19 protein-coding genes and 1 pseudogene are annotated in these 22,368 nt (G+C 72.9%); 11 read left to right on the top strand and 9 right to left on the bottom strand.

Going from position 1 to position 22,368, the window contains the following annotated elements; genetic code table 11:
- Window positions 1-118 precede the first annotated feature (118 nt).
- Entirely contained in the window at window positions 119-496 is a 378-nt protein-coding gene (locus ACZ6K0_RS01765; RefSeq protein ID WP_376408941.1) for an STAS domain-containing protein, read from the top strand.
- Here ACZ6K0_RS01765 and ACZ6K0_RS01770 read toward each other — a convergent pair.
- On the bottom strand, window positions 468-1,982 hold the full coding sequence (locus ACZ6K0_RS01770; RefSeq protein WP_469229667.1) for a class I adenylate-forming enzyme family protein: 1,515 nt from the start codon (window positions 1,980-1,982) through the stop codon (window positions 468-470). The genes ACZ6K0_RS01765 and ACZ6K0_RS01770 overlap by 29 nt on opposite strands.
- Before the next feature lie 170 nt (window positions 1,983-2,152).
- Between ACZ6K0_RS01770 and ACZ6K0_RS01775 the strand changes: the two genes are divergently transcribed.
- The 4 genes from ACZ6K0_RS01775 (at window position 2,153) to ACZ6K0_RS01790 (ending at window position 6,309) form a co-directional block, all read left to right on the top strand.
- The gene (locus ACZ6K0_RS01775; protein ID WP_376408938.1) at window positions 2,153-3,379 is read left to right on the top strand and encodes an amidohydrolase family protein; all 1,227 of its coding nucleotides are present in this window, start codon (window positions 2,153-2,155) and stop codon (window positions 3,377-3,379) included.
- Window positions 3,379-4,515, top strand: a complete 1,137-nt coding sequence (locus tag ACZ6K0_RS01780) for an acyl-CoA dehydrogenase family protein (protein WP_376408935.1) — start codon at window positions 3,379-3,381, stop codon at window positions 4,513-4,515. The genes ACZ6K0_RS01775 and ACZ6K0_RS01780 overlap by 1 nt, the downstream gene beginning before the upstream one ends.
- A gap of 8 nt (window positions 4,516-4,523) precedes the next feature.
- A complete protein-coding gene (locus ACZ6K0_RS01785; RefSeq protein ID WP_469229208.1) occupies window positions 4,524-5,507 on the top strand; it encodes an acyl-CoA dehydrogenase family protein in 984 nt (327 codons plus the stop codon).
- Between the two features lie 352 nt (window positions 5,508-5,859).
- The gene (locus tag ACZ6K0_RS01790; protein WP_376408930.1) at window positions 5,860-6,309 is read left to right on the top strand and encodes an ATP-binding protein; all 450 of its coding nucleotides are present in this window, start codon (window positions 5,860-5,862) and stop codon (window positions 6,307-6,309) included.
- Window positions 6,310-6,509: 200 nt separating this feature from the next.
- On the opposite strand, the gene ACZ6K0_RS01795 is transcribed toward ACZ6K0_RS01790, so the two are convergent.
- Entirely contained in the window at window positions 6,510-7,436 is a 927-nt protein-coding gene (locus ACZ6K0_RS01795) for a cyclase family protein (protein WP_469229210.1), read from the bottom strand.
- Window positions 7,437-7,536: 100 nt separating this feature from the next.
- On the opposite strand from ACZ6K0_RS01795, the gene ACZ6K0_RS01800 reads away from it, so the two are divergent.
- The 3 genes and pseudogenes from ACZ6K0_RS01800 to ACZ6K0_RS01810 form a co-directional block, all read left to right on the top strand.
- On the top strand, window positions 7,537-8,451 hold the full coding sequence (locus tag ACZ6K0_RS01800; protein WP_376408925.1) for an SDR family NAD(P)-dependent oxidoreductase: 915 nt from the start codon (window positions 7,537-7,539) through the stop codon (window positions 8,449-8,451).
- Between the two features lie 63 nt (window positions 8,452-8,514).
- Complete coding sequence (locus tag ACZ6K0_RS01805; protein ID WP_469229212.1) at window positions 8,515-9,570, top strand: Zn-dependent alcohol dehydrogenase; 1,056 nt, start codon at window positions 8,515-8,517, stop codon at window positions 9,568-9,570.
- A 63-nt stretch (window positions 9,571-9,633) separates the two neighbouring features.
- A pseudogene (locus tag ACZ6K0_RS01810) lies at window positions 9,634-10,860 on the top strand (MFS transporter); the annotation flags it as partial.
- Here ACZ6K0_RS01810 and ACZ6K0_RS01815 read toward each other — a convergent pair.
- On the bottom strand, window positions 10,806-11,909 hold the full coding sequence (locus tag ACZ6K0_RS01815) for a GlxA family transcriptional regulator (protein ID WP_469229214.1): 1,104 nt from the start codon (window positions 11,907-11,909) through the stop codon (window positions 10,806-10,808). The pseudogene ACZ6K0_RS01810 and the gene ACZ6K0_RS01815 overlap by 55 nt on opposite strands.
- A gap of 79 nt (window positions 11,910-11,988) precedes the next feature.
- On the opposite strand from ACZ6K0_RS01815, the gene ACZ6K0_RS01820 reads away from it, so the two are divergent.
- The 3 genes from ACZ6K0_RS01820 to ACZ6K0_RS01830 all read left to right on the top strand — a co-directional run bounded on the left by ACZ6K0_RS01820 (window position 11,989) and on the right by ACZ6K0_RS01830 (window position 15,292).
- Entirely contained in the window at window positions 11,989-13,236 is a 1,248-nt protein-coding gene (locus ACZ6K0_RS01820) for an MFS transporter (protein ID WP_376409019.1), read from the top strand.
- Between the two features lie 116 nt (window positions 13,237-13,352).
- Window positions 13,353-14,726: an MFS transporter gene (locus ACZ6K0_RS01825; protein WP_376408916.1), complete on the top strand. Its 1,374-nt coding sequence runs from the start codon at window positions 13,353-13,355 to the stop codon at window positions 14,724-14,726.
- Between the two features lie 23 nt (window positions 14,727-14,749).
- Complete coding sequence (locus ACZ6K0_RS01830; protein WP_469229217.1) at window positions 14,750-15,292, top strand: hypothetical protein; 543 nt, start codon at window positions 14,750-14,752, stop codon at window positions 15,290-15,292.
- Between the two features lie 110 nt (window positions 15,293-15,402).
- On the opposite strand, the gene ACZ6K0_RS01835 is transcribed toward ACZ6K0_RS01830, so the two are convergent.
- The 6 genes from ACZ6K0_RS01835 to ACZ6K0_RS01860 all read right to left on the bottom strand — a co-directional run bounded on the left by ACZ6K0_RS01835 (window position 15,403) and on the right by ACZ6K0_RS01860 (window position 22,294).
- Window positions 15,403-15,984, bottom strand: coding sequence for a flavin reductase family protein (locus ACZ6K0_RS01835; RefSeq protein ID WP_376409017.1), 582 nt, complete (start codon window positions 15,982-15,984; stop codon window positions 15,403-15,405).
- A gap of 304 nt (window positions 15,985-16,288) precedes the next feature.
- Window positions 16,289-17,074, bottom strand: coding sequence for an enoyl-CoA hydratase/isomerase family protein (locus ACZ6K0_RS01840; protein WP_376408911.1), 786 nt, complete (start codon window positions 17,072-17,074; stop codon window positions 16,289-16,291).
- An 11-nt stretch (window positions 17,075-17,085) separates the two neighbouring features.
- Complete coding sequence (locus ACZ6K0_RS01845; protein WP_376408908.1) at window positions 17,086-19,308, bottom strand: acetate--CoA ligase family protein; 2,223 nt, start codon at window positions 19,306-19,308, stop codon at window positions 17,086-17,088.
- 204 nt (window positions 19,309-19,512) lie between these two features.
- Complete coding sequence (locus ACZ6K0_RS01850) at window positions 19,513-20,016, bottom strand: RICIN domain-containing protein (protein WP_376408905.1); 504 nt, start codon at window positions 20,014-20,016, stop codon at window positions 19,513-19,515.
- 42 nt (window positions 20,017-20,058) lie between these two features.
- The gene (locus ACZ6K0_RS01855; protein WP_469229219.1) at window positions 20,059-21,006 is read right to left on the bottom strand and encodes a helix-turn-helix domain-containing protein; all 948 of its coding nucleotides are present in this window, start codon (window positions 21,004-21,006) and stop codon (window positions 20,059-20,061) included.
- A 118-nt stretch (window positions 21,007-21,124) separates the two neighbouring features.
- The gene (locus ACZ6K0_RS01860) at window positions 21,125-22,294 is read right to left on the bottom strand and encodes a flavin-containing monooxygenase (RefSeq protein ID WP_469229220.1); all 1,170 of its coding nucleotides are present in this window, start codon (window positions 22,292-22,294) and stop codon (window positions 21,125-21,127) included.
- Between the last annotated feature and the right edge of the window lie 74 nt (window positions 22,295-22,368).

Consider the following 22,368-nt stretch of genomic DNA (forward strand, 5'->3'; position numbering starts at 1 on the left):
GCCGACAACGCACGCCTGTTTGCCGCAAGTGCGCCCTTGACGCGGTTCTGGATGGTAAGGAAAGCGCCATCCCTGGGCGCGGGGGTTTCGGCCGGTGGTGTCGGGGCAGGCGGCGACCGTGACGACGATCGAGGTCGACGAGGACGAACACGGCCCCTGGACGGTGCTGAGCATCCGGGGGGAACTGGACCTGGTCACCTCCCCAGGGATACGCCGCCGCGTCCACGACGCCGTCGCGGGCGGCCGCCACGACCTGGTGATAGACCTGTCCGCCGTGCGGTTCTGCGACTCCAGCGGCGTCGGCGTCCTCATCGCCGCCCGCCGTCTCCTGCGCTCCTGCGGCGGCCGCCTCCGCCTGATCCTGCCGGAGACGGGGATCGAGGGCGTGGACGGTCATGTCGACCGGGTCCTGTCCGCCCTCGGCGTCCGGCGTCTCTTCGACGTGTACGGGGACGTCCCCGCTGCGGTCAGCGCGACGGGCCGAACCGTTCCCTGAGCTGGTACTTGAGCACCTTGCGCAGGGTCTCGTTGCGGGGGAGGGCGGCGACGACCTCCAGTTGTTCCGGGAGCTTGTGGACGGAGAGGCCGGCCTCGCGGAGGTAGGCGGTGACCGTCCCCAGGCTCAGCGGGGCGGCGCCCGGCGGCTGTTCGACGACCGCGCAGACGCGTTCGCCGCGCTCGGGGTCCGGGAGGCCTATGACGGCGGCGTCGCCGACGTCCGGATGGCCGTGGAGGAGGTCCTCGATCTCCTTGGCCGAGATGTTCTCTCCCTTCCGGATGATGATGTCCTTGATCCGGCCCGTGAGGACGAGGTGGCCGCTCGGGGTCAGGTGGCCCACGTCCCCGGTGACGAGGAAGCCGTCCTCGTCGAAGGCGGCCGCGGTCTGGGCCGGGTCCAGGTAGCCCCGGCAGACGGCCTCGCCGCGCAGCCGGACCTCCCCGGAGTCGGTGATCCGGATCTCCATGCCGGCGGGCGGGCGGCCCTCGGTCGTCGCGAGGTTCTCCTCGGTGTCGTCGGGGTCGCCCATCGTGATCATCGGGACCTCGGTCATGCCGTACCCGTGGGTGAGCCGGCAGCCCAGCTCCTTGCGCACCGCGTGGTAGATCTCCGGCGGCTTCGGCGCCCCGCCGCCCGCGAGCAGCCGCAGGGTGGGGATGACGGGCTCGCCCGGCTGCTTGCGCTGCTCCGCGAGGAACATCGCGTAGAAGGCGGTGGAGCCGCCGGCGACGGTCACGCCGTGCGCGCGGTACTCGGCGAGCGCCTCGGGCAGCGCGAACTGTTCGAACATGACGGCGGGGAATCCGTACAAGAGGAGCATCACCGTGTAGTCGGGCCCGGCGATGTGCGCGTACGGGAAGGCCATCGAGCCGACGTCCTCCGCCGTCAGGCGCAGGGCGTGGGCGAGGCAGGAGCCGCCCGCGAGGAGCGAGCGGTCGGTGTGCAGGACGCCCTTGGGGTCGGAGGTCGTGCCGGAGGTCCAGTAGATCCAGCGGACGTCGGTCCCGGAGGAGGGCGGTGGCGGCAGGATCTCCGGGTCGCCGTCGGGGAGGGATTCGGGGCCGTACGCCTCGAAGATCCCGCGCGCGCCGAGCCGCCGGGCGAGCTCCGTGTGGTCGAAGCCGCGCCACACGCCGGGGACGGCGAAGAACTCGGCCCGGGACTCGCGGAGCGCGAAGCCGACCTCCTTGTCCCGGTAGAAGGGGATCACCGGCGTCTGTACGGCTCCGATGCGGGCGAGCGCGAAGGAGAGCACCGCGGTCTCGATGCGGGTGGGCAGCTGCCAGGCGACGACCGTGCCCGGCCGGACGCCCATCCCGTACAGCCCGGCGGCGCAGCGTTCGGCGCGGTCGCGGAGGCCGCCGAAGGTGAGGACGCGGTCGCCCTGGAGCAGGACGGGCCGGTCGGGGGTGAGGGCGGCGCGGCGCTCGACGAGCTCCCAGAGCGTGCGGGACTCGCCCAGGGCGTGCGCGGTCTGGTCCAGGGCCGTATCCATGACCGTACTCCTCTTGGCTGACGTTCCGTCAGATCGTGCGGAGAGCGTAGAGGTCCGGCGCTTGTCGGTCCAGGGGTGCGGGGCTAGCCTGATCCCGTCAGATCTGACGGGTCATCAGAAACGGATCGGGAACGGTCCGCCGAATCCGGGAGGGCTCCATGACGGAACTGCCCCGCATCATCAGCGTCGACGACCACGTGATCGAGCCGGCCCACCTCTTCGAGACCTGGCTCCCGAAGAAGTACCGCGACCGGGGCCCCAAGGCCCTCACGGCCGGCATCGGCGAGCTCGCCTACGTCGCCGGCAAGTACCAGATCACGATGGACCCCGAAGGGCCGCCCACCGACTGGTGGATCTACGAGGACCTCAAGTTCCCGTACAAGCGCAACATCGCCGCCGTCGGCTTCGACCGCGACGACATGACCCTGGAGGGCATCACCCGCGACGAGATGCGCCGCGGCTGCTGGGACCCCAAGGCACGCCTCGCCGACATGGACCTCAACCACGTCGAGGCCTCCCTCTGCTTCCCCACCTTCCCGCGCTTCTGCGGCCAGACCTTCGCCGAAGCCCACGACAAGGAGGTCGCACTCGCCTGCGTCCGCGCCTACAACGACTGGATGGTCGAGGAGTGGTGCGGCGACAGCGGCGGCCGCCTCATCCCCCTCTGCATCATCCCGCTCTGGGACATCGACCTGGCGGTCGCCGAGATCCGCCGCAACGCCGCCCGGGGCGTCAAGGCCGTCACCTTCTCCGAGATCCCCACCCACCTCGGACTCCCCTCCATCCACTCCGGCTACTGGGACCCCTTCTTCGCCGTCTGCCAGGAGACCGGCACGGTGGTCAACATGCACATCGGGTCGAGCTCCCAGATGCCCGCCGCCTCCCCCGACGCGCCCCCCGCCGTCCAGGCCTCCCTCAGCTTCAACAACGCGATGGCCTCGATGATGGACTTCCTCTTCAGCGGCGTGCTGGTGAAGTTCCCCAGGCTCAAGCTCGCCTACAGCGAGGGCCAGATGGGCTGGATCCCGTACGCCCTCGAACGCGCCGACGACGTGTGGGAGGAGCACCGCGCCTGGGGCGGCGTCCGCGACCTGATCCCCGAGCCCCCGTCCACGTACTACTACCGGCAGATCTTCTGCTGCTTCTTCCGCGACAAGCACGGGATCGCGTCCCTCGACGTCGTGGGCAGGGACAACGCCACCTTCGAGACCGACTACCCGCACGTCGACTCGACCTTCCCGCACACCAAGGAGGTCGCCCTCGACCACGTCCAGGGCCTCGACGACAAGACGATCTACAAACTCATGCGGGGCAACGCCATCCGCATGCTCGACCTGGACTTCGACCGGGGCCTCGGCGGGGGTCTCGGCCGGGGTCTCGTCTGATGGACCTCGCCTACGGCGCGGAGGAAGAGGAGTTCCGGGTCCGGCTGCGGGAATGGCTGGCCGCGGTACTGCCCACCCTCCCGGCGAAACCCGACCCGCTCGACTGGCCGGCCCGGCGCGCCTACGACTGCGGCTGGCAGCGCCGGCTCCACGACGCCGGATACGCGGACGTCCACTGGGACGCCTCACCCACCCAGCGGCTGATCTTCCTGGAGGAGACCGAACTCGCCGGCGCGCCCTACGTCGGCGCCAACTTCGTCGGGCTGCTCCACGCGGGCCCCACGATCGCCGCCGAGGGCACCGCCGAACAGCGCGAGCGCTGGCTGCCGTCGATCCTGCGCGGCGACGAGGTCTGGTGCCAGGGCTTCAGCGAACCCGACGCCGGCTCCGACCTCGCCTCGCTCCGCACCCGGGCCGTCCGGGACGGCGACGCGTACGTCGTCACCGGGCAGAAGATCTGGACCTCGCACGCCGAGGTCGCCGACTGGTGCGAGCTGTTGGTACGGACGGACCCCGAGGCGCCCTCCAAACACCGGGGCATCAGCTGGCTCGCCATGCCCATGGACGCGCCCGGCATCACCGTCCGGCCGCTGCGGACCCTCGCGGGCTCGACCGAGTTCGCGGAGGTCTTCCTCGACGAGGTGCGGGTGCCGGTGGCCAACCGGGTCGGCGAGGAGAACGACGGCTGGCGCGTCACCATGGTGACCCTGTCGTTCGAACGCGGCACCGCGTTCGTCGGCGAGGTCGTCGCCTGCCGCCGCCTCCTCGGCGAACTCGCCCGCACCGCCCGGAAGAACGGCACCTGGGACGACCCCGTCCTGCGGCGGCGGCTCGGCAGGCTCTCCGCCGAGTTCCAGGCGCTGTGGCGGCTCACCCAGGCGAACGTCAGCGAGGCGCAGGCGACGGGCGGGGTGCCCGGCGCCGGCGGCTCCGTCTTCAAACTGCACTACTCGCACGCCCGCCAGGAGCTGTACGAGGCCGCTGCCGGAGTGCTGGGGCCCGACGCGCTCGACCTCGGCCGCGACTGGACCCTCGACCGGCTGTCCTCGCTCTCGTACACGATCGCCGCCGGCACGTCCCAGATCCAGCGCAACATCGTCGCCGAGCGCATCCTCGGCCTCCCGAAAGGACGGTGACCCCCGCCATGGACTTCCGACTCACCGAGGACCAGCGGGCGCTGCGGAAGGGGGTACGGGAACTGCTCGCGCGGCTCTTCGACCGGGAGGCGCTGCGGGCGGCCGTGGAATCGGGCGGCCGGCTGGACCGGGGGCTGTGGCGGGAGCTCGGCACGGCCGGGTTCTTCGCCCTGCGGCTGCCGGAGGACGAGGGCGGGGTGGGGCTCGGGCTGCCGGAGGCGGTGCTGCTCTTCGAGGAGGCGGGGAGGGCGCTGGTGCCGGGGCCGTTGGTTGCCACGCATGTGGCTGCCGGGTCCGTGCTGGGGGCGGCGGAGGGGGATGTCGTGGTGACCGACGCCTCGGAGGGGCTGGTCCCTTGGCTGGACGAGGCCGATGTGGTCCTGGGTGACGTGGAGGGCGCCGTCCCGATGCGGTCGGTCGATCCGCTGACGCCCCTGCACAAGGTGCAGGGAGTCGGGGGCGCCGGGAGCGGGGGCGGAACGCGCCCGCAAGGGCGCCGTCCCGTTGTGCCCACCCGTCCCGCCCCGGCGGGACGCATGCCCACAACGGGGGTGCTGGACACAGCGGACGTCCTGCCGGCGGGCGACGAGCTGGTCGCCGTGCTGCTCACCGCCGCCGAGCAGGTGGGGAGTGCGGAGCGGACCACCGAGATGGCTGTTTCGTACGCGCGGGAGCGGGAGCAGTTCGGGCAGGTCATCGGGGGGTTTCAGGCCGTGAAGCATCTCTGTGCCGGGATGCTCGTGCGGGCCGAGCTCGCGCGGGTCGCCGTGCGGGCCGCCGCCGTGACCGGCGATCCCGTCGAGATCGCCGGGGCCAAGCTCCTCGCCGACGAGGCCGCCACCGGGAACGCCCGTGACTGCCTCCAGGTGTACGGCGGCATGGGCTTCACCTGGGAGGCGGACGTGCACCTGCACCTCAAGCGGGCCTGGGTGCGGGCCGAGCTGCGGCTGCCCGCGGCGCGCGCCGAGGAGGTGGTGGCGGCCCGGTTGTAGCGCTCCGCGTTCGCCGGGTCACGGAATGTCGATATCGGGTTGTGTCCTACGGCGCGGCCGTCACGGCCCGGAGTCGGTCGTCGGCTCCGGTACTCTCCGTGGGATGCGAGTGCTCGTTGGCCCGGATCGTCCCGGTGTCGCCCCTGAGGTGACCCCGGGCCCGGGGATGCCCGCCGCTCGCGCCCGGCGTTCGACTACCCGCAGCGTGCGTCGCACAGTATGGACCATGCGTACTCCTTCGCGCTGGAATATGCCCGAAGCGCTTGTTGCGGTGACTGTACGTCAACCATGCTGTCCCATAAGGGAATCACGTTCCGTGAAGGTGTGTCCGCCGGTTCGGATGGTGTGAGCGGTGCAGGTGCTTCAGGTGCAGTTGGAGGTCGGGCCCGACCCGGCGGAAGTGGGGCGAGCCCGGAGGTGGGCGCGGTCGCGGCTCGCCGGTTCGGGTATAGGGGACGACGAGCCGCTCGCGGAGACGCTGGTGCTGCTCATCTCCGAGCTCGTGACCAACGCCGTGGTGCACACGGGCTGCCCGGCCGTGCTGCGGATGCTGTTCGCGGCGGAGGGCGGCGTACGGGTCGAGGTGGCGGACGCGAGCGACCGCCCGCCGCAGCCCCGGCACGCGGAGGGCGACGACACCAACGGGCGCGGCCTGGAGCTGGTGGACGGCCTCGCGGACCGGTGGGGCTGGCAGCCCGAGGGTGCCGGCAAGAGCATCTGGTGCGAGGTCGACCGGGTGGCGGTGGCGGTGGCGCCCGCGCGCGGGCAGGGCGCGGTGTCGCCCGGCCGGGTGCACTGTTGACGGTTCGTTCCGTTTTGCCCACTCTGGTGTGAGCGATTCGTGGCGAGGGGAGCCGAGGGCGTCGTGTGCTGCCCTCGGCGTGTGCGGGTCGTGGCCGGGTGGCGGCGCGACCGTGCCGTGCTCGGGGCGCGCGCGAGCGCGCCGCCGCCCGTGGAGCCGGTAGCTGCTGGCCGGTAGCCGGTAGCCGGTGAGCCTCTGTGTCAGAGGATGGCTATCGGGGCCACCGGTGTGCCCGTGCCGCCGACGAAGGGCTCCGGCATCGCGGAGAGCAGGAAGGCGTAGCGCCGCTCCTGTGCACAGGCTGTGGACAGTCCTTCGAGGTTCCAGTTCTGCCCCTGGAGCATGCCCATCTCGACCAGGTCGAGGGCGTGGACGGGCAGCCAGAGGCCGTCGATCTCCGGCGGGAAGATCTCGAAGGTGAGCGTGTCGTTGGCGACGGCCGCGACGTCCCGGGCGTGGAACCACTCCGGCGTACGGACCGAGAGCCCCGGTGACGGGAACGCGTACCCGTGCTTGTCCCCGGCCAGGTACACCTGCATCTGCCCCGTCCGTACGAGGACGATGTCGCCGGACCGGACCGTGACCCCGCCGAACTCGGCGGCCTCGTCGAGGTCTTCGGGGGTGACGGCGTGGTCGCCGGGCAGCCGGTCGACGCCCTTGGCGGCGGCCACGTCGAGCAGGACGCCCCGCGAGACGACCTGGCGGGCGGTGTGGATGCCGCTGAACTCGGCGCGGCCGTGCGCGGTGATCGTGTCGGCGGGGCGGCCGTTGTAGATCCGCCCGGAGTGCGAGGCGTGGGTCAGGGCGTCCCAGTGGGTGCCGGCCTGGAGGCCCAGGGTCACGGCGTCGTCGCTGGTGGCGACCGTGCCGGGGCCGAAGAGCTCCTGGTTGACCTGGACCATGACGTGGAGCGGATTGACGCGGCCGGGGATCATGCCGGTCTGGACGCCGTCCTGCTCGAGGTCGACGGCGAGGGGGATCCGCCGGCCGGTGCGGACGGTGGCGACGGCCTCGCGCACGACCTCGTCGGTGATGAGGTTGAGCGTGCCGATCTCGTCGTCCTGGCCCCAACGGCCCCAGTTGTTGACGCGTTTGGCGATCTCGTGAAAAGCGGCGGGCAGAGACATCGGGGCCTCCGGGGTCTTGTTTTCCCGTATCTGACGGGTCGTAGAATCCTGACGACGAATGAATCTAACGGACCGTCAGAAACTGCGGGAGGGGCCGGGCATGGGGAACTTCTTGGCTGGCAAGGTCGTGGCCGTCACGGGAGCGGGGCGGGGCATCGGCCGCGCCGTCGCCCTCGCGTGCGCGGCGGAGGGCGCGAAGGTCGTCGTGAACGACTACGGGGTGTCGATCGAGGGCGGCGAACCGACCTCGGAGATCGCCCTCTCCGTCGTGAAGGAGATCGAGGCGGCCGGCGGCACGGCCGTCGCCGTCGCCGACGACATCTCGACGATGGCGGGCGGGCAGCGGATCGTGGACGTCGCCCTCGCGGAGTACGGACGCATCGACGGCGTCGTGTGCGTGGCGGGCATCCTGCGCGAGCGGATGCTCTTCAACATGTCCGAGGAGGAGTGGGACCCGGTCGTCGCCACCCACCTGAAGGGCACGTTCACGGTCTTCCGCGCGGCCTCCGCGGTGATGCGCAAGCAGGGCACGGGCACGCTGATCGGCTTCACCAGCGGCAACCACCAGGGATCGGTCGCACAGGCCAACTACTCGGCGGCGAAGGGCGGGATCATCTCGCTCGTCCGGAGCGCCGCCCTCGGACTCCACAAGTACGGGGTCACCGCGAACGCCGTCGCCCCCGTCGCCAGGACCCGGATGTCCGCGAACGTCCCGATGGAGCTGAAGGAGATCGGGGAGCCGGAGGACGTGGCCGCACTCGTCGTCTACCTGCTGTCGGAGCAGGCCAGGGCCGAGAAGATCACCGGCCAGGTGTACACGATCGCCGGCCCGAAGATCGCCGTGTGGGCGCAGCCGAGGGAGCTGCGGGCCGGATACGCCGAGGGCGGGGCGTGGACACCGGAGCGGATCGCCGACTTCCTGCCGGGGACGGTGGGGACCGACCCGATGCCGATGCTGGCACGCCTGGAGGAGATGGCCCGGGCGGCGGCCGAGGGCACCCGCCCGAACGCGTAGCACGTACACGTACCCGTACCGGATCGTTGGGGGGCGCGCGCCCCGGAGATGAGGAGCTGGCTCATGCGTGGTGTCGTGTTCGACGGGAAGTCCGTGCAGGTCGTCGACGATCTGGAGGTGCGGGCGCCCGGGCCCGGAGAGGTGCTCGTCGGGATCGCCGCCGCCGGGCTGTGCCACAGCGACCTGTCCGTGGTCGACGGGACCATCCCGTTCCCGCCGCCCGTCGTCCTCGGCCACGAGGGCGCCGGAGTCGTCGAGGCCGTCGGCCCCGGCGTCACCCATGTCGTCCCGGGCGACCACGTCGCCCTCTCCACCCTCGCGAACTGCGGCGCCTGCGCCGACTGCGACCGCGGCCGGCCCACCATGTGCCGCAAGGCGATCGGCATGCCCGGACAGCCGTTCTCGCGCGCGTCGACCGGGCAGAAGCTCTTCCAGTTCGCGTCCAACTCGTCCTTCGCCGAGCGGACCGTCGTCAAGGCCGTCCAGGCCGTGAAGATCCCGAAGGACATCCCGCTGACCTCCGCCGCCCTCATGGGCTGCGGCGTCCTCACCGGCGTCGGAGCCGTACTCAACCGCGCGAAGGTCGACCGCGGCGAGACCGTCGTCGTCATCGGCACCGGCGGCATCGGCCTCAACGTCATCCAGGGCGCCCGGATCGCGGGCGCCCCGACGATCGTGGCCGTCGACACCAACCCGGAGAAGGAGGAGGTGGCCCGGCGGTTCGGCGCCACGCACTTCCTCGCCTCCACCGACGGCGTACGGGAGATCCTGCCGACCGGCGCCGACCACGTCTTCGAGTGCGTCGGGCACACCGGCCTCGTCCGTACCGCGATCGAACTCCTCGACCGGCACGGCCAGGCGATCCTCCTCGGCATGACCGCCCCGACGGCGGAGGCGAGCTTCCCGCCCGCCGCGATGTTCCTGGACAAGTCGATCCTGGGCTGCCGCTACGGCTCCTCCCGCCCCCAGAAGGACATCGCGCTCTACGCGGAGCTGTACCGCTCCGGCAGCCTCCTCCTCGACGAGCTGGTGACGCGGACCTACCCCGTGGAGGACTTCGCACGGGCCGTCGAGGACGCCGAGCAGGGGAAGGTGGCGCGGGGAGTGCTCACCTTCTGAGCCGCGCGGGACGGTACGGAAATCTCTGGGGGACAGGACCGCCTGAGGGTTACGGTCATGGCCATGTCCTACCGCGAGCTCGCCACCCGACCCGTCCTCGCCTGGTGCGCCGTCACCGCCGCCGGGCGGCTGCCCGTCGCCATGGCGCCGCTCGCGCTCGTCTTCCTCGTGCGCGAGCGGCCCGGCGGGTACTCCCTCGGGGCCGCGCTCGCCGCCGCGTACGTCATCGGCGAGATCGTCGCCGCACCCGTCCTCGGCCTGCGCATGAACGCCGAGCGGGCCCGGCCGCAGCTCGTCGCCGGACTCGCCGTCGGCGGCGTCGGGTTCGCCGGACTCGGGTTCGCGCCCGACGCCCACCCCGTCGTCCTCGCCGTCCTCGCGGTGCTCGCGGGCGCCGGACCCGCGGCCGTGGCGGGCGGGCTGCGCGCCCTCCTGACGAGCATGGTCCCCGAGCGGGCCGTCACCCAGGCCATGAGCATGGAGTCGATGCTGGTCTTCGGCGTCTGGGCGGCCGCCCCCGCACTCGCCACCGGCCTCGCGCTCGGCGTCGGCCCCGCCGTCCCGCTGCTCCTCATGACCGCCCTCACGGTGCTCGCGGTGGCCGGGATGTGGCTGCTGCCCGTCGGCTGGGCGGCCGAGCCGCCCGAGAAGGGCGTCTCCGCGCGGCGGGCGCTGCTGCGGGCCTGGCCCGTGTACGTCCTCGGGGCCGCCGGACTCTCCCTGCTCGCGCTCGCCGAGCTGCTCCTGCCCGCCCTGCTCGAACAGCGCGGAATCGCCATCGGCTGGGCCGGTCCGCTGCTCGCCGGGTTCTCGATCGGCTCGGCGGTCGGCGCGTTCGTCTACGGCCTGCGGGCCCGCTGGCCGGGCCCGCTGCTCGTGCAGTCCGTCCTCCTGGTCCTCGCGGTGACCGCGGGCGTCGCCCTCGTGGCCCTCCTGCCCTGGGCCGCCGCCATCGGCGCCGTCCTGGTCGCCGCCGGACTCCTCCAGGCCCCCGCCGGGCTCACCCGCAACCTCGCCCTGCGCCGGCTCCTCCCGCCGTCCGCGCTCGCCGCCGGGTACTCGGTCATGTACGCGGCCGTCGGCGCCGGTTACGCGGCGAGCGGCGCCCTCGCGGGCGGCCTGCTGAAGGTCGTGGCCCCGTCGACCGCGATCCTCTACGGCGTCGCGCTGACCGTGCTGCTCACGGCGATCGGCGCGGTGGGGGAGCGACGGCTGACGCGCCGCGTCCCCGCGGGTCAGACGGAGGGACCTGCCGAGGGCGCGGCGGACTCGGAGGGCGCGGCGGTCTCGGCGGTCTCGGAGGGCGCGGCGGTCTCGGCGGTCTCGGCGGTCGAGGAGGACTCGGCGGACTCGGCGGTCGAGGAGGACCGGAAGGTGCGCCGGTAGGACGTCGGGGTCACCCCGATCGCGCTCATCAGGTGCACGCGCAGCGACTGGGCCGTGCCGAAGCCGGCGTCCTGCGCTATCCGGTCGACGGGCAGCCCGGTGGACTCCAGGAGGTGCCGGGCGCGCTCGACGCGCTGCTGCGTGAGCCACTGCCCGGGGCTGATGCCGACCTCGTCCCGGAAGCGGCGGGTGAACGTCCGTACGCTCATCGCCTCCCGCTCGGCCAGGTCCCGCAGCTGGATCGGCTCGTGGAGGTGGGCGAGCGCCCAGGCCCGCGCGGTGGTCGTGGTGTGGGTGCCGGCCTCGGGGAGGGGCCGCTCGATGTACTGGGCCTGGCCGCCGTCCCGGTGCGGCGGGACGACGGTCCTGCGGGCGACGTCGTTGGCGACGGCCGTGCCGTGGTCGCGGCGCACGATGTGCAGGCACAGGTCGATCCCGGCGGCCACGCCGGCCGAGGTGAGGACGTCGCCGTCGTCGACGAAGAGGACGTCCGCGTCGACCCGCACGCTCGGGAAGAGCCGCTGGAAGTGCGCGGCGGAGGACCAGTGGGTGGTGGCCGGGCGCCCGTCGAGGAAGCCGGCTGCGGCGAGCACGTACCCGCCGGTGCAGATGGAGACGAGCCGGGTGCCGGGCCGGATGTGCGCGAGGGCGGCGGCGAGCTCGCCGGTGAGCCTGCCCTCCTCGTAGACCGGGCCGAGTTCGTACGAGGCGGGGACGACGACCGTGTCGGCGGTGGCGAGGATCTCGGGGCCGTGCTCCACGTACACGGAGAAGTCGGCGTCCGTGGGAACCGGTCCCGCGATCGGGGCGCAGGTGACGATCTCGTACAGCAGGGTGCCCTCGGCGTCCCGGGCGCGGCCGAAGATGCGGTGCGGGATGCCCAGTTCGAAGGGGAGGAGCCCGGGGAGGGCGAGGACGACGACGCGGTGGGGCACGGGCACGGGTACGGGCACGGCGGGAGGCTCCTTCCGAAGCGCGACGGCGAGAAAATCAGTGGTGGTCCAGACCAGTTACTGGTACCTCTTCGTTTCCGTGACGGACAACACGTACAAGTCTGAGGCCGCCGAACGGATTCCCGTACCGGCCGAGCCGCCCGCACTGTGGAACCGTAACTTCCGGCTCTTCTTCGTGGCCCGCGCGGTCGCCGTCTTCGGCGAGGGCATGGTCCCCGTCGCCTACGCCGCCGGACTCCTCGGAGCCGGCCACCCCGGCTCCACCGTCGGCTACGCGCTCGGCGGCTGGACGGCCGCCTTCGCGCTCTTCGTCCTCTTCGGCGGCGTCCTCGCCGACCGATTCACCGCCCGCCGCATGATGATCCTCGCGGACCTCCTCCGGCTCCCCGGCGCCGCCGTCCTCGCCGTCTCGTTCACCCTCGGCAGCCCGCCCCTGTGGGCCGTCTACAGCCTCTCCGTGCTCAGCGGCATCGGCGCCGCCCTCTTCCAGCCCGGGGTCGCCTCCACGATCCCGCGCATCGCCCCCGACGTGCAGCGCGCCAACGCCGTCCTGCGGGTCGTCGAAGCCCTCATGGTCATGGCGGGACCCGCCGCGGCGGGCCTGCTCGTCGCCCTGTGGAACGCGGGCGCGGCCTTCGCCGTCAACGGCCTGACCTTCGCCGTCAGCGCCCTCTGTCTCGCGCTCATGCGGCTCGCCCCGATCCCGTCCGACACGGCCCGCCGCGACTCCTTCGGTGCCGAACTCGCGGGCGGCTGGCGGGAGTTCCGCTCCCGCAGCTGGCTGTGGGGGGTCATCTCCATCTGGACCGTGTACGGGCTGACCGTCGCGGGACCGATGGTGCCGCTCACCGCGAGCCTGGTCACCGGGGACCACGGCTCCGCCACGTACGGGGTGCTGATGGCGGTCAACGGCGCCGGCAGCGCCGTCGGCGGCCTCCTCGCGCTCCGGCTGCGGCCCCGGCGGCCCCTCGCGGCGGGCGCGGTGGCCCTCCTCGGCCTCCCCGTGAACCTCTTCCTGCTCGGTACGGACGCCTCCGTGTGGCTGCTGGGCGCGGGGCAGCTCATCGGCGGCGCCGGCTTCGCGTTCTGGCTGGTCATGTGGTCCACCGCCGTCCAGACCCACGTCCCGCAGGAGGCCCTCAACCGGATGCACGCGTACGACGTGGCCGGCTCGCTCCTGATGATGGGCGTCGGGCGCACCCTGTCGGGCCCGGTGGCGGCGGTGGTCGGCACGGAGCAGGTGCTGCTCGCGGGGGCGGGGGTCGCGGTGTTCGTGGTGGCGGCGCTGCTCGTCGTACGGCCGATCAGGACGCTGCCGCGGGCGTAGGGGTCCGGCGCGGAGGCCAGTGGCTCGATGCGGGGCGGGCTGATGGCCCGATCCTTTGCAAACCTGTCGTCCGGGCCAATGGTCGGTACGGGCGCGCGGGCGGGATGCTCTGTGGCATGGCCCAGACAACCGAGAGCCGCGGCTCCGCGCTCCCGCCCTCCCCACGTCGCCCGTCCGGCACGTCCGACACATCCGACACGTCCGGCACACCCGGTACGTCCGGCACGCCCCGCCGCCCGCCCCGCGTCCACCGCGCCTGGTTCGTCGCGGCGGTCACCTTCGTCACGATCATCGGCGCGGCGGCCTTCGCGTCCCTGCCGGGCCTGCTGATCGAGCCGCTGCACGGCGAGTTCGACTGGTCGCGCGGCACGATCGGCTTCGCCGTCTCGGTGAACCTCGCCCTCTACGGCCTCACGGCCCCCTTCGCCGCCGCGCTCATGGACCGCTTCGGCATCCGCCGGGTCGTCGCCGTCGCGCTGACGATCATCGCCGTCGGCTCGGTCCTCACCGTGTGGATGACGGCCGCCTGGCAGCTCGTCCTCTTCTGGGGCGTGCTCGTCGGCCTCGGCAGCGGCTCGATGGCGCTCGCCTTCGCCGCGACCGTCACCAACCGCTGGTTCGTCGCCCGCCGCGGCCTCGTCACCGGCATCCTCACCGCCGCCGGCGCCTCGGGACAGCTCGTCTTCCTCCCCCTCCTCTCCTGGCTGGTCGAGCACCACGGCTGGCGCCCGGCCGCCGTCACCGTCTCGCTCGCCGCGCTCGCGGTCGTCCCCTTCGTCTGGCTGCTGCTCCGCGACCACCCGGCGGACGTCGGACTCGCCCCGTACGGCGGGGAGTACGCCGAGAAGCCCGCCCCCGTCACGGGCGCCGCGCGCCGGGCCGTCACCGTCCTCTTCAAGGCGGCCCGCACCGGTCCCTTCTGGCTGCTCGCCGGCACCTTCGCGATCTGCGGCGCCTCGACGAACGGCCTGGTCAAGACCCACTTCGTGCCCGCCGCCCACGACCACGGGATGCCCGTCACGGCGGCGGCGGGACTGCTCGCGGTGATCGGCGTCTTCGACGTCGTCGGCACGATCGCCTCCGGCTGGTTCACGGACCGCTTCTCCACGCGCCGCCTCCTCGCCGTCTACTACGCGCTGCGCGGGATCTCGCTGCTCTTCCTGCCGATGCTGCTCGCGCCGACCGTCCACCCGCCGATGCTGTTCTTCATCGTCTTCTACGGCCTCGACTGGGTGGCCACGGTCCCGCCGACGATCGCCCTCTGCCGCGAGCACTACGGCGAGGACTCGGCGATCGTCTTCGGCTGGGTCCTCGCCTCCCACCAGGTCGGCGCGGCGATCGTCGCCTTCGGGGGCGGCGTCGCCCGGGACGTCTTCGGCTCGTACGACATCGTCTGGTACGCCTCCGGCGCGCTGTGCGCGGCGGCGGCCCTGATGGCCCTGGTCATCAGGCGACCCCGATCGGAAGCGGCGGTTCCGCTCAGCGCATGATGGTACGGAGGGGGTGATCGCCCATGAGCGATGACGAGAGCGGCCGGACCGCAGACCGGACCGCAGACCGGACGGCCGACCGGACGGCCGACCGGACCGTCGGTCGGATGGTGCGGGTGGCGGTGCTGACGCTGCTGCTGGAGGGGGCTCTGACGGTGGCGGCGAAGGCCGTGTTCGCGGGCCCCGGCGACGACCGGGCCGGTTTCCTGGCGGTCTTCACGCACCCGACGCTCGCGGCGATCTGGCTGCTGAGCCTGGCGGCCGCGGCCGTGTTCCTGGTGCTGCCCGTGGTGTGGCTGGGCGAGGAGCTGGAGCGCCGCTTCCGAGGCCGCGCGGACGCCTGGATCCCGGTCGTGGCCGCCGCCGCGGCCACGGTGCCGGTCCTGCCCCGCGCGCTCTCGGCGGGCTCGGGCCCGGCGGACTCGGCCGGGGCGTGGCTGACCGGAGTGGTCGTCCTGTCGGTGGCCGCGCTGGTCACCCGGAGGGCGGGCGGAGGCCGGGGTCTCGGCCTCGGACTCGGCCGTGGCCTCGGCTTCCGGCGCAAGGCCCCCGCGCCGACGCGCTGAACCGGTCCTGCCGGTGGCGCTGCCCGGCGAGGAACTGGGACACGCTCGCGGTGGTGAGCGTCTTCACGGTGGGCGGAATCATCGTGTACGCGGCGGACTGACCCCCGCCTCTAGGAGTCGAACCGCCCGAACCGTCCCCGGTGGAAGAGCAGCGGATCCCCGTCCTCCGTCGCGCCGAGAGAGTCGACCCGGCCGACCACGATCAGATGGTCGCCGCCCGTGTGGACGGCGGTGATCGTGCAGTCGATCCAGGCGGGCGAGCCGGCGAGGCGCGGCGAGCCGGTCGCCGGCGCCGGGTCCCAGTCGACCCCCGCGAACTTGTCGGCCCCGCTCACCGCGAACGACCGGCACAGGGCGCCCTGTTCGGCGCCGAGGATGTTGACGCAGAAGGTGCCCGCGTCCGCGATCCGGGGCCAGGTCGTCGACGTACGGGCGACCATGAAGGCGACCAGGGGCGGGTCGAGGGAGAGCGAGGCGAAGGACTGGCAGGCGAAGCCCGCCGGGCCGTCGTCGTCGAGGGCCGTGACGATCGTGACCCCGCTCGCGAAGTGACCGAGGACGCGGCGGAATTCGGCGGGATCGACGGGCGGTCGCTCGTCCTCCCGTACCGCGCGCAGTACCGGCCGTGGCAGTGGTTCGACGGCCGTGGGCGAACCGGCCGCTCTCAGGTGTCGGACGGCGGTGGCCGCCATCCCGGCGTGTCCCATCACATCACCCATTGAAGCTGACGGTTCGTCAGATAGGAAGCCCCGGGCACGACGGACAGACGACGGACAGGAAGTCCCCGGCGCGACGGACGGGAGGCCCTCGGGCCCGACGGACGGGAAGCCCCCGGGCCCGACGGACGGGAAGCCCCCGGGCCCGACGGACGGGAGGCCCTCGGGCCCGACGGACGGGAAGCCCTCGGGGGCGACGACCGTCCGTCGCCCCCGGGGGCTTCCGTATGGCAGGCGTACGAGGTCGGCGCGGGCGGCCGGTCCCGACGGCGTCGCGCGACTATTTCCCCTCGTACCGCGCCTCCCGCCGCTCCACGAAGCTCGCCACCCCCTCCTGTGCGTCCCTCGTCGTCATGTTGAGCTCCTGGGCCGTCGCCTCCGTCGCGAAGGCCGTCGCCCGGTCCGTGTCCAGGGATGCGTTGACCAGCTGCTTCGTCAGGGCGAGGGCCCGCGTCGGGCCCTGGGCGAGGCGTTCCGCCCATTCGCGGGCCGTCTTCTCCAGGTCCTCCGCCGGGACGACCCGGTTCACCAGGCCCAGCTCCTTCGCCTCCGCCGCCGGCACCGCGTCGCCGAAGAACATCAACTCCTTCGCCCGCTGCGGCCCGATCAGCCGCGGCAGCAGATACGCGCCGCCGCCGTCCGGGACGAGTCCCCGGCGTACGAACACCTCGATGAAGCGCGCCGAGTCCGCCGCCAGCACCAGGTCGCAGGCGAACGCGAGGTGCGCCCCGATGCCCGCCGCCGTGCCGTTCACCGCCGCGATCACCGGCTTCTCGCAGTCCATGACCGCGCCGATGAACCGCTGCGCGCCCAGCCGGATCATCCGGGCCACGTCCCCCGCGACCCGCTCCCCGGTGGCGGGCGCCCCCCGCAGGTCCGCGCCCGCGCAGAAGCCCCGGCCCGTCGCCGTGACGACCACCGCCCGGACCTCCGGGTCGGCGGAGGCTTCGGCCAGCAGGTCGATGATCCGTTCCCGCTGGTCCCAGGTGACCGCGTTCATCGCCTCGGGGCGGTTGAGCGTGATCCACGAGACGCCGTTCTCGACGGCGTGGAGTACCTCGGTCATACGTGATCTCCTCAGCGGCAGACCGCGAGCGCGTCCAGGGCCACCGCCCCCTGCCCGCGCGGCAGCACCATCAGCGGGTTGATGTCCAGTTCGGCGAGGTCGCCGTCGAGTTCGAGGGCCATCCGCTGCACCCGGAGCACCACCTCGACCAGCGCGTCGACGTCGGCCGGCGGAGCTCCCCGTACGCCCTCCAGGAGCGCCCGGCCGCGCAGCTCGGCGAGCATCGAGCGGGCCTCGTGCTCGCCGAAGGGCGGGACCCGTACGGCCGTGTCGTTGAGGACCTCCACCAGGACCCCGCCGAGGCCGACCGTGACCGTCGGGCCGAAGAGTTCGTCGCGGGTCACGCCCACCACCATCTCCACCCCTCGCCCGACCATCTGGCAGACGAGGATGCCGTCGAGGTCGATCGACTCGTACCGGGCGATGTCGGTGAGTTCGCGGTACGCGTCCCGGACCTGGCTCGCCGAGGTCAGCCCGACCTTCACCAGGCCCAGCTCCGTCTTGTGCGCGAGCTGCGCACCCGACGCCTTCATCACCACCGGGTAGCCGACGAGCCCCGCCGCCCGGACCGCCGCCGCCGCGCTCGTCACGAGCTGCTCGCGCGGCACCCGTATCCCGTACGCCCGCAGCAGCTGCTTCGCCGCGTGCTCGCTGAGCCGCCGCCCGGGCCGCATGAGGGCCTGGGCCTTGCGGAGGGAGGGGGAGGGGGTGCGGGGGGCCTCGTCGAAGGGCGAGCGGTAGCCGGTGGTGAAGCGGTGGTGGTCGAGGTAGGCCTTCACGGCCCCGATGCAGTTGCCGAAGGTACGGAAGGTGGCGAGGCGCGAGGAGCCGAGGAGGGTCGTGCGGTACGCCTCCTCCGTCCCGACCGGCGAGCCCCAGATCACGCACACCAGCTTGTCCGTCGCCTCGGCCGCGTCGGCCAGGTCCTGCGCGAGCTTGTCGCTCATGGGCGGGAAGGGGCCGGTGATCGGACAGATGAGGACGCCGACGGAGGGGTCGGCGAGGATCGCGTCGATGATCTTCCGGCCGCGCCAGTCGCCCACCGGGTGCCCGCCGTTGTCGACGGGGTTGGAGACGCTCAGGTACTCCGGGATCCACTGGTGCAGTTCGTCCTGCTTGGCCTGGGAGAGGGTGGGGAGTTCGAGTCCCGCCGCCGTGGCCAGGTCGGCGAAGTGGGCTCCCGTACCACCGGAGATCGAGTACACGACGACTCCGTCGGCCTGCGGCCTGCGGGCGCGGGCGAGCAGGGTCGCGGTGTCCTGGAGCTGGTCGAGCCCGTCGACCCGGATCACCCCGTACTGGCGCATCGCCGCGTCGACGACCTGGTCGGCGCCGGTGAGCTTGCCCGTGTGGGAGGCGGCGGTGCGGGCCCCGGTCTCGGTGCGGCCCACCTTCACGGCGACGACGGGGACGCCCTGGCGCGCGGCCCGGTCGGCGGCGAGGAGGAAGGCGCGGCCGTCCTTGAGCCCCTCGACGTAACAGGCGATGGCCCCGACCTCGGGGAGTCCGGCGAAGTACGAGATGAAGTCGGAGGTCTCCAGGTCGGCTTCGTTGCCCGTGGGGGCCCAGTGGGAGAGCCGGACGCCCAGCTCCTGGAGGGTGAAGACGGGCCGCCCCTGGTGGCCGGACTGGGTGATGAGGGCGACGGCGGGGCCTTCGAGGTCGTCGCGGAAGCGCTCGAAGGCGTTGAGGTTGGTGTTGGGGCCGAGGAGCCGGAGCCCCGAGCGGCGTACGGCGGCGGCGAGCCGTTCCTGCGCGGCGGCGCCCGCCTCGCCGGTCTCGGCGAAGCCGGAGGCGAAGGCGACGGCGAACTTCACCTTCGTGTCGGCGAGTTCCTCGATGACGGGGAGCGGGTCGGCGACGAGGAGGACGGCGAGGTCGACGGGTTCGGTGAGCGCGCCGACGGAGGGTACGCAGTCGATCCCGAAGACGCTCGTACGGGTCGGGTGCACGGGCACGAGCCGGGCGCCGACCCGCTCGGCCCAGGCGAGCAGCTGCCGGGTGATCCCGGTGTTGGGGCGGCCCTCGGTGTCGGACGCGCCGACGACGGCGACGGACGCGGGCCGGAAGAACCGGTCGAGGTCGGGTACGGGGGCGTGCAGCGGCCGCCCGCTGACGTCCTGGTCGCCGGGGGCGACGGTGACGCCGTGCACGACGGCGGCGGGCGCCTCCCCGCAGGCGACCACTCGTGCGCGGAGATCGGTGGTGAAGGTGCCGTGAGTCGATCCAAGCATCGTTCCGCTCCACCTTCCGCCCATGACTACTGACCTGACGCCTAGTCAGATTACAGAACTGACGGCCAGTCAGGAATGGGCGTGCAGGGGGCAGTACTGGCGGGTACGGCGGGAGGGGCGGCGGGAGGGGCCCCGTAGGCCCGGCGGGAGAGCCTCTGTGAGCCCGGCGGAAGGGCCCCGTGGACCCTTCCGCCGGGCGGCGGGTCAGAAGGCCCAGCGCTGGTTGTTGCCGCCGTTGCACTCCCACTGGATCAGGGGAGTGCCGTTCGAGCCGCCGTAGCCCGAGGCGTCGAGGCAGAGGCCCGAGACCCTGTTGCGCAGGCGGAAGCTCGAGTCGGCCAGCGGCTCGACCCTCCACTGCTGGTTGTGACCGTTGTGGCAGGTCCACTGGATCGCCTGGACGCCCCACTCCCTGGAGCTGTTCGGGATGTCAATGCAGCCGTTGTTGTCGTTCGCCAGCTTGACGTAGCCTTCGCCCGCGGCGACGTGGGTCCACCGCTGGTCCGGGTTGCCGTTGCAGTCCCACAGGACCGCCGGGGCTCCTTGGGGCGGCGCCTGACCGTAGATGGCGAGGCACTTGTTGTCGGTGCCCCAGGCGTAGGTGGACGTGCCCAGGGCGGAGGCGGACGGCGCGCCCGCGATGAGCGTGGTGGCCAGAGCGGCCAGACCGGCGGCCACGGCCGAGACGCGTCCAAGAGAACGAGACATTGCGGATTCCCCTCGAAGGATGAGTGCGGGTGGGTCGCACGCTCAGGAGGCGGTGCGTTCCTCGCGGGGAAAGTCTGGCGACGGTCCTCCCTCCGGGTCTTGGACAAAAGCGAAGCAAGCGAGAGGGTCCTGCGGGATCGTCGGCCACGAGCAGCCGAGCGTCAGGGTGTGCAGGAAGCGCCCCGGCGGCATGCCGGTCAGCGTCCTGAACTCGCGTGCGAGGTGCGGCTGGTCGCTGAAGCCGGCGGCGGACGCGGTGTCCGCCTGGCTGAGGCCTGCCGACAGCAGCGCGATGGCCCGGTCCAGGCGCAGCCCGCGCGCCAGGCGCTTCGGCGTGAGCCCGATCTGTTCACGGAACCGGATCTCCAGCTGCCGCCGGCTCCATTGCGCTCTGGCCGCGACGTCGTGGATGGGCATGGTGCCCGCCGTGCCGGTGATCAGGTCCCAGGCGCGCAGCACTGTCGGGGCGGGGGCGGAGTGGCGGGCGCTGTCGGCGCGCGCCGTCCACCGCAGCAGCTGCCGGTCGAGGATGCCGAAGCGCGTACGCCAGTCGGAGGCCTCGCTGACGGCCTCGGCGAGGAAGGACAGGCGGCGCCCCACGACCGCGTCCGCGTCCACCACCGTGTCGGCCAGATCGTCCATCGAGGCGTCGAAGAGCCGGCGGGCGACCCAGGGGAGGACGCTGATCTCGACCCCTTCGACGGCCCCTTGGCGGCGGAGGATCTTGGGCCGTGCGTGCGTCCCGTAGAACACGGAGGGCCGGGACAGTCCCGTGGTGGCGTCCTCCCCGTCTCCCGTGTGACCGGCCGACATCTCCCCGTCGAGCGTGAGGAAGACGGAGACGCTCCCGTTGGCCGCGAAGTACCACTGCTGCGGTTCCGCTCCGGTCAGGCGGTAGGCGCCGTAGCCGATGACGCCGGGCCGTAATCGGGCGTCCGCCTGCACCAGGACCAGCTCGCAGTCGCCCCGGGAGCACGTGTGTTGCTGCATCTCTCATCCCCCTTGCCAGGTCTAGACCAATTCTGCAAGGGGGAGATGCGCATGGCTACCCCGGCGGCCAGGGGGAGGCGGGGAGCGGGCGGTTACGCGACGGCCGTTGCGGGGCGGGTCACCCGCGGCCCGCGCGCCTGTCCGACCGGGCGATCCGCCGTGCGATCCGCTCCGCGTCCAGCGCCAGCTCCCGGAACATGCCGCTGATGGGGTTGGTGAAGCCGGTGAAGTACAGCCCCGGCGCCTCGCGCGGGCAGCGCGCCCCGTGCGCCACCGGCCGCCCGTGCCCGTCCAGCACCCCGTCCAGGTGTCCGAGGAGCGGCTCCAGGGCGCGCCGGTACCCGGTCGCCGCGATCACCGCGTCCGGAGCGATCCGGGTGCCGTCCGCGAGGAGCACCTTGCCGCCCTCGAAGGCGTCGACGGCGGCGACGACCTCGACCTTCCCGGACCGTACGGCGTCGATCAGGCCCACGTCCTGCACCGGGATCGCGCCCGCCCGCTGCCGGGTGGCGAGGCCCGTGTCCGGCCGGGGCAGGCCGTACGCCGTGAGGTCGGGCGTCGCGAACCTCGCGACGAGCGCGCCCAGCCGGTCCACCAGGCCGGCGGGCAGCCGCCGGATCAGGATGCCGGACCGCTGGGCGGGCCAGCCGAGCGTCGTCCGGCGCACGAGGTGCGGGACGGTCCGCACCGCGAGCCGTACGCGCCCGGCGCCGCCCTCGGCGAGGTCGGCGGCGATCTCCGCCCCGGTGTTCCCGGCGCCCACGACGAGGACGTCCCTGCCCTTGTACGGGCCGGGGTTGCGGTAGCCGCAGGCGTGGCCGAGCTCGCCCTCGTAGCCGTCGAGGCCCGGCCACTCCGGCAGGTGCGGGGTGTGGTTGTACCCGGTGGCCACGACCACCGCCCGCCCGGTGAGCCGCCGCCCGCCGGTCGCGTGCAGGACCCACTCCGCGCCCGCCCGCTCGACCCGGAAGACCTCGACGCCCGTCACGACCTCCAGCTCGTGCTTCTCCGCGTACTTCTCCAGGTAGCGCACCATGTCCGCGCGGGCGACCCAGCGGCCGAAGGCGCGGGGTATCCGCAGGCCGGGGAGGCCGGAGAGCGGCCGGGTGGTGTGGAGCCGCAGCCGGTCGTAGTGGGTGCGCCAGGAGGCGCCGACGGCGTCGGACTTCTCCAGGACGACGGCCCGGACGCCGCGCTCGCGCAGGGAGGCGGCGACGGCGAGTCCGCCGGGGCCGCCGCCGATGACGTACACGGGGTGGGTGGAGGGTTGCTGGGGGGTGGTGACCATGAATGCTGAGCGTAATGACGTGTACACGGAGTGGGTCTCGACCAAGAGGGATTTCGGTTGCGAATCGGTCACGT

The sequence above is a fragment of the Streptomyces sp. NPDC042346 genome (genome assembly GCF_055581845.1).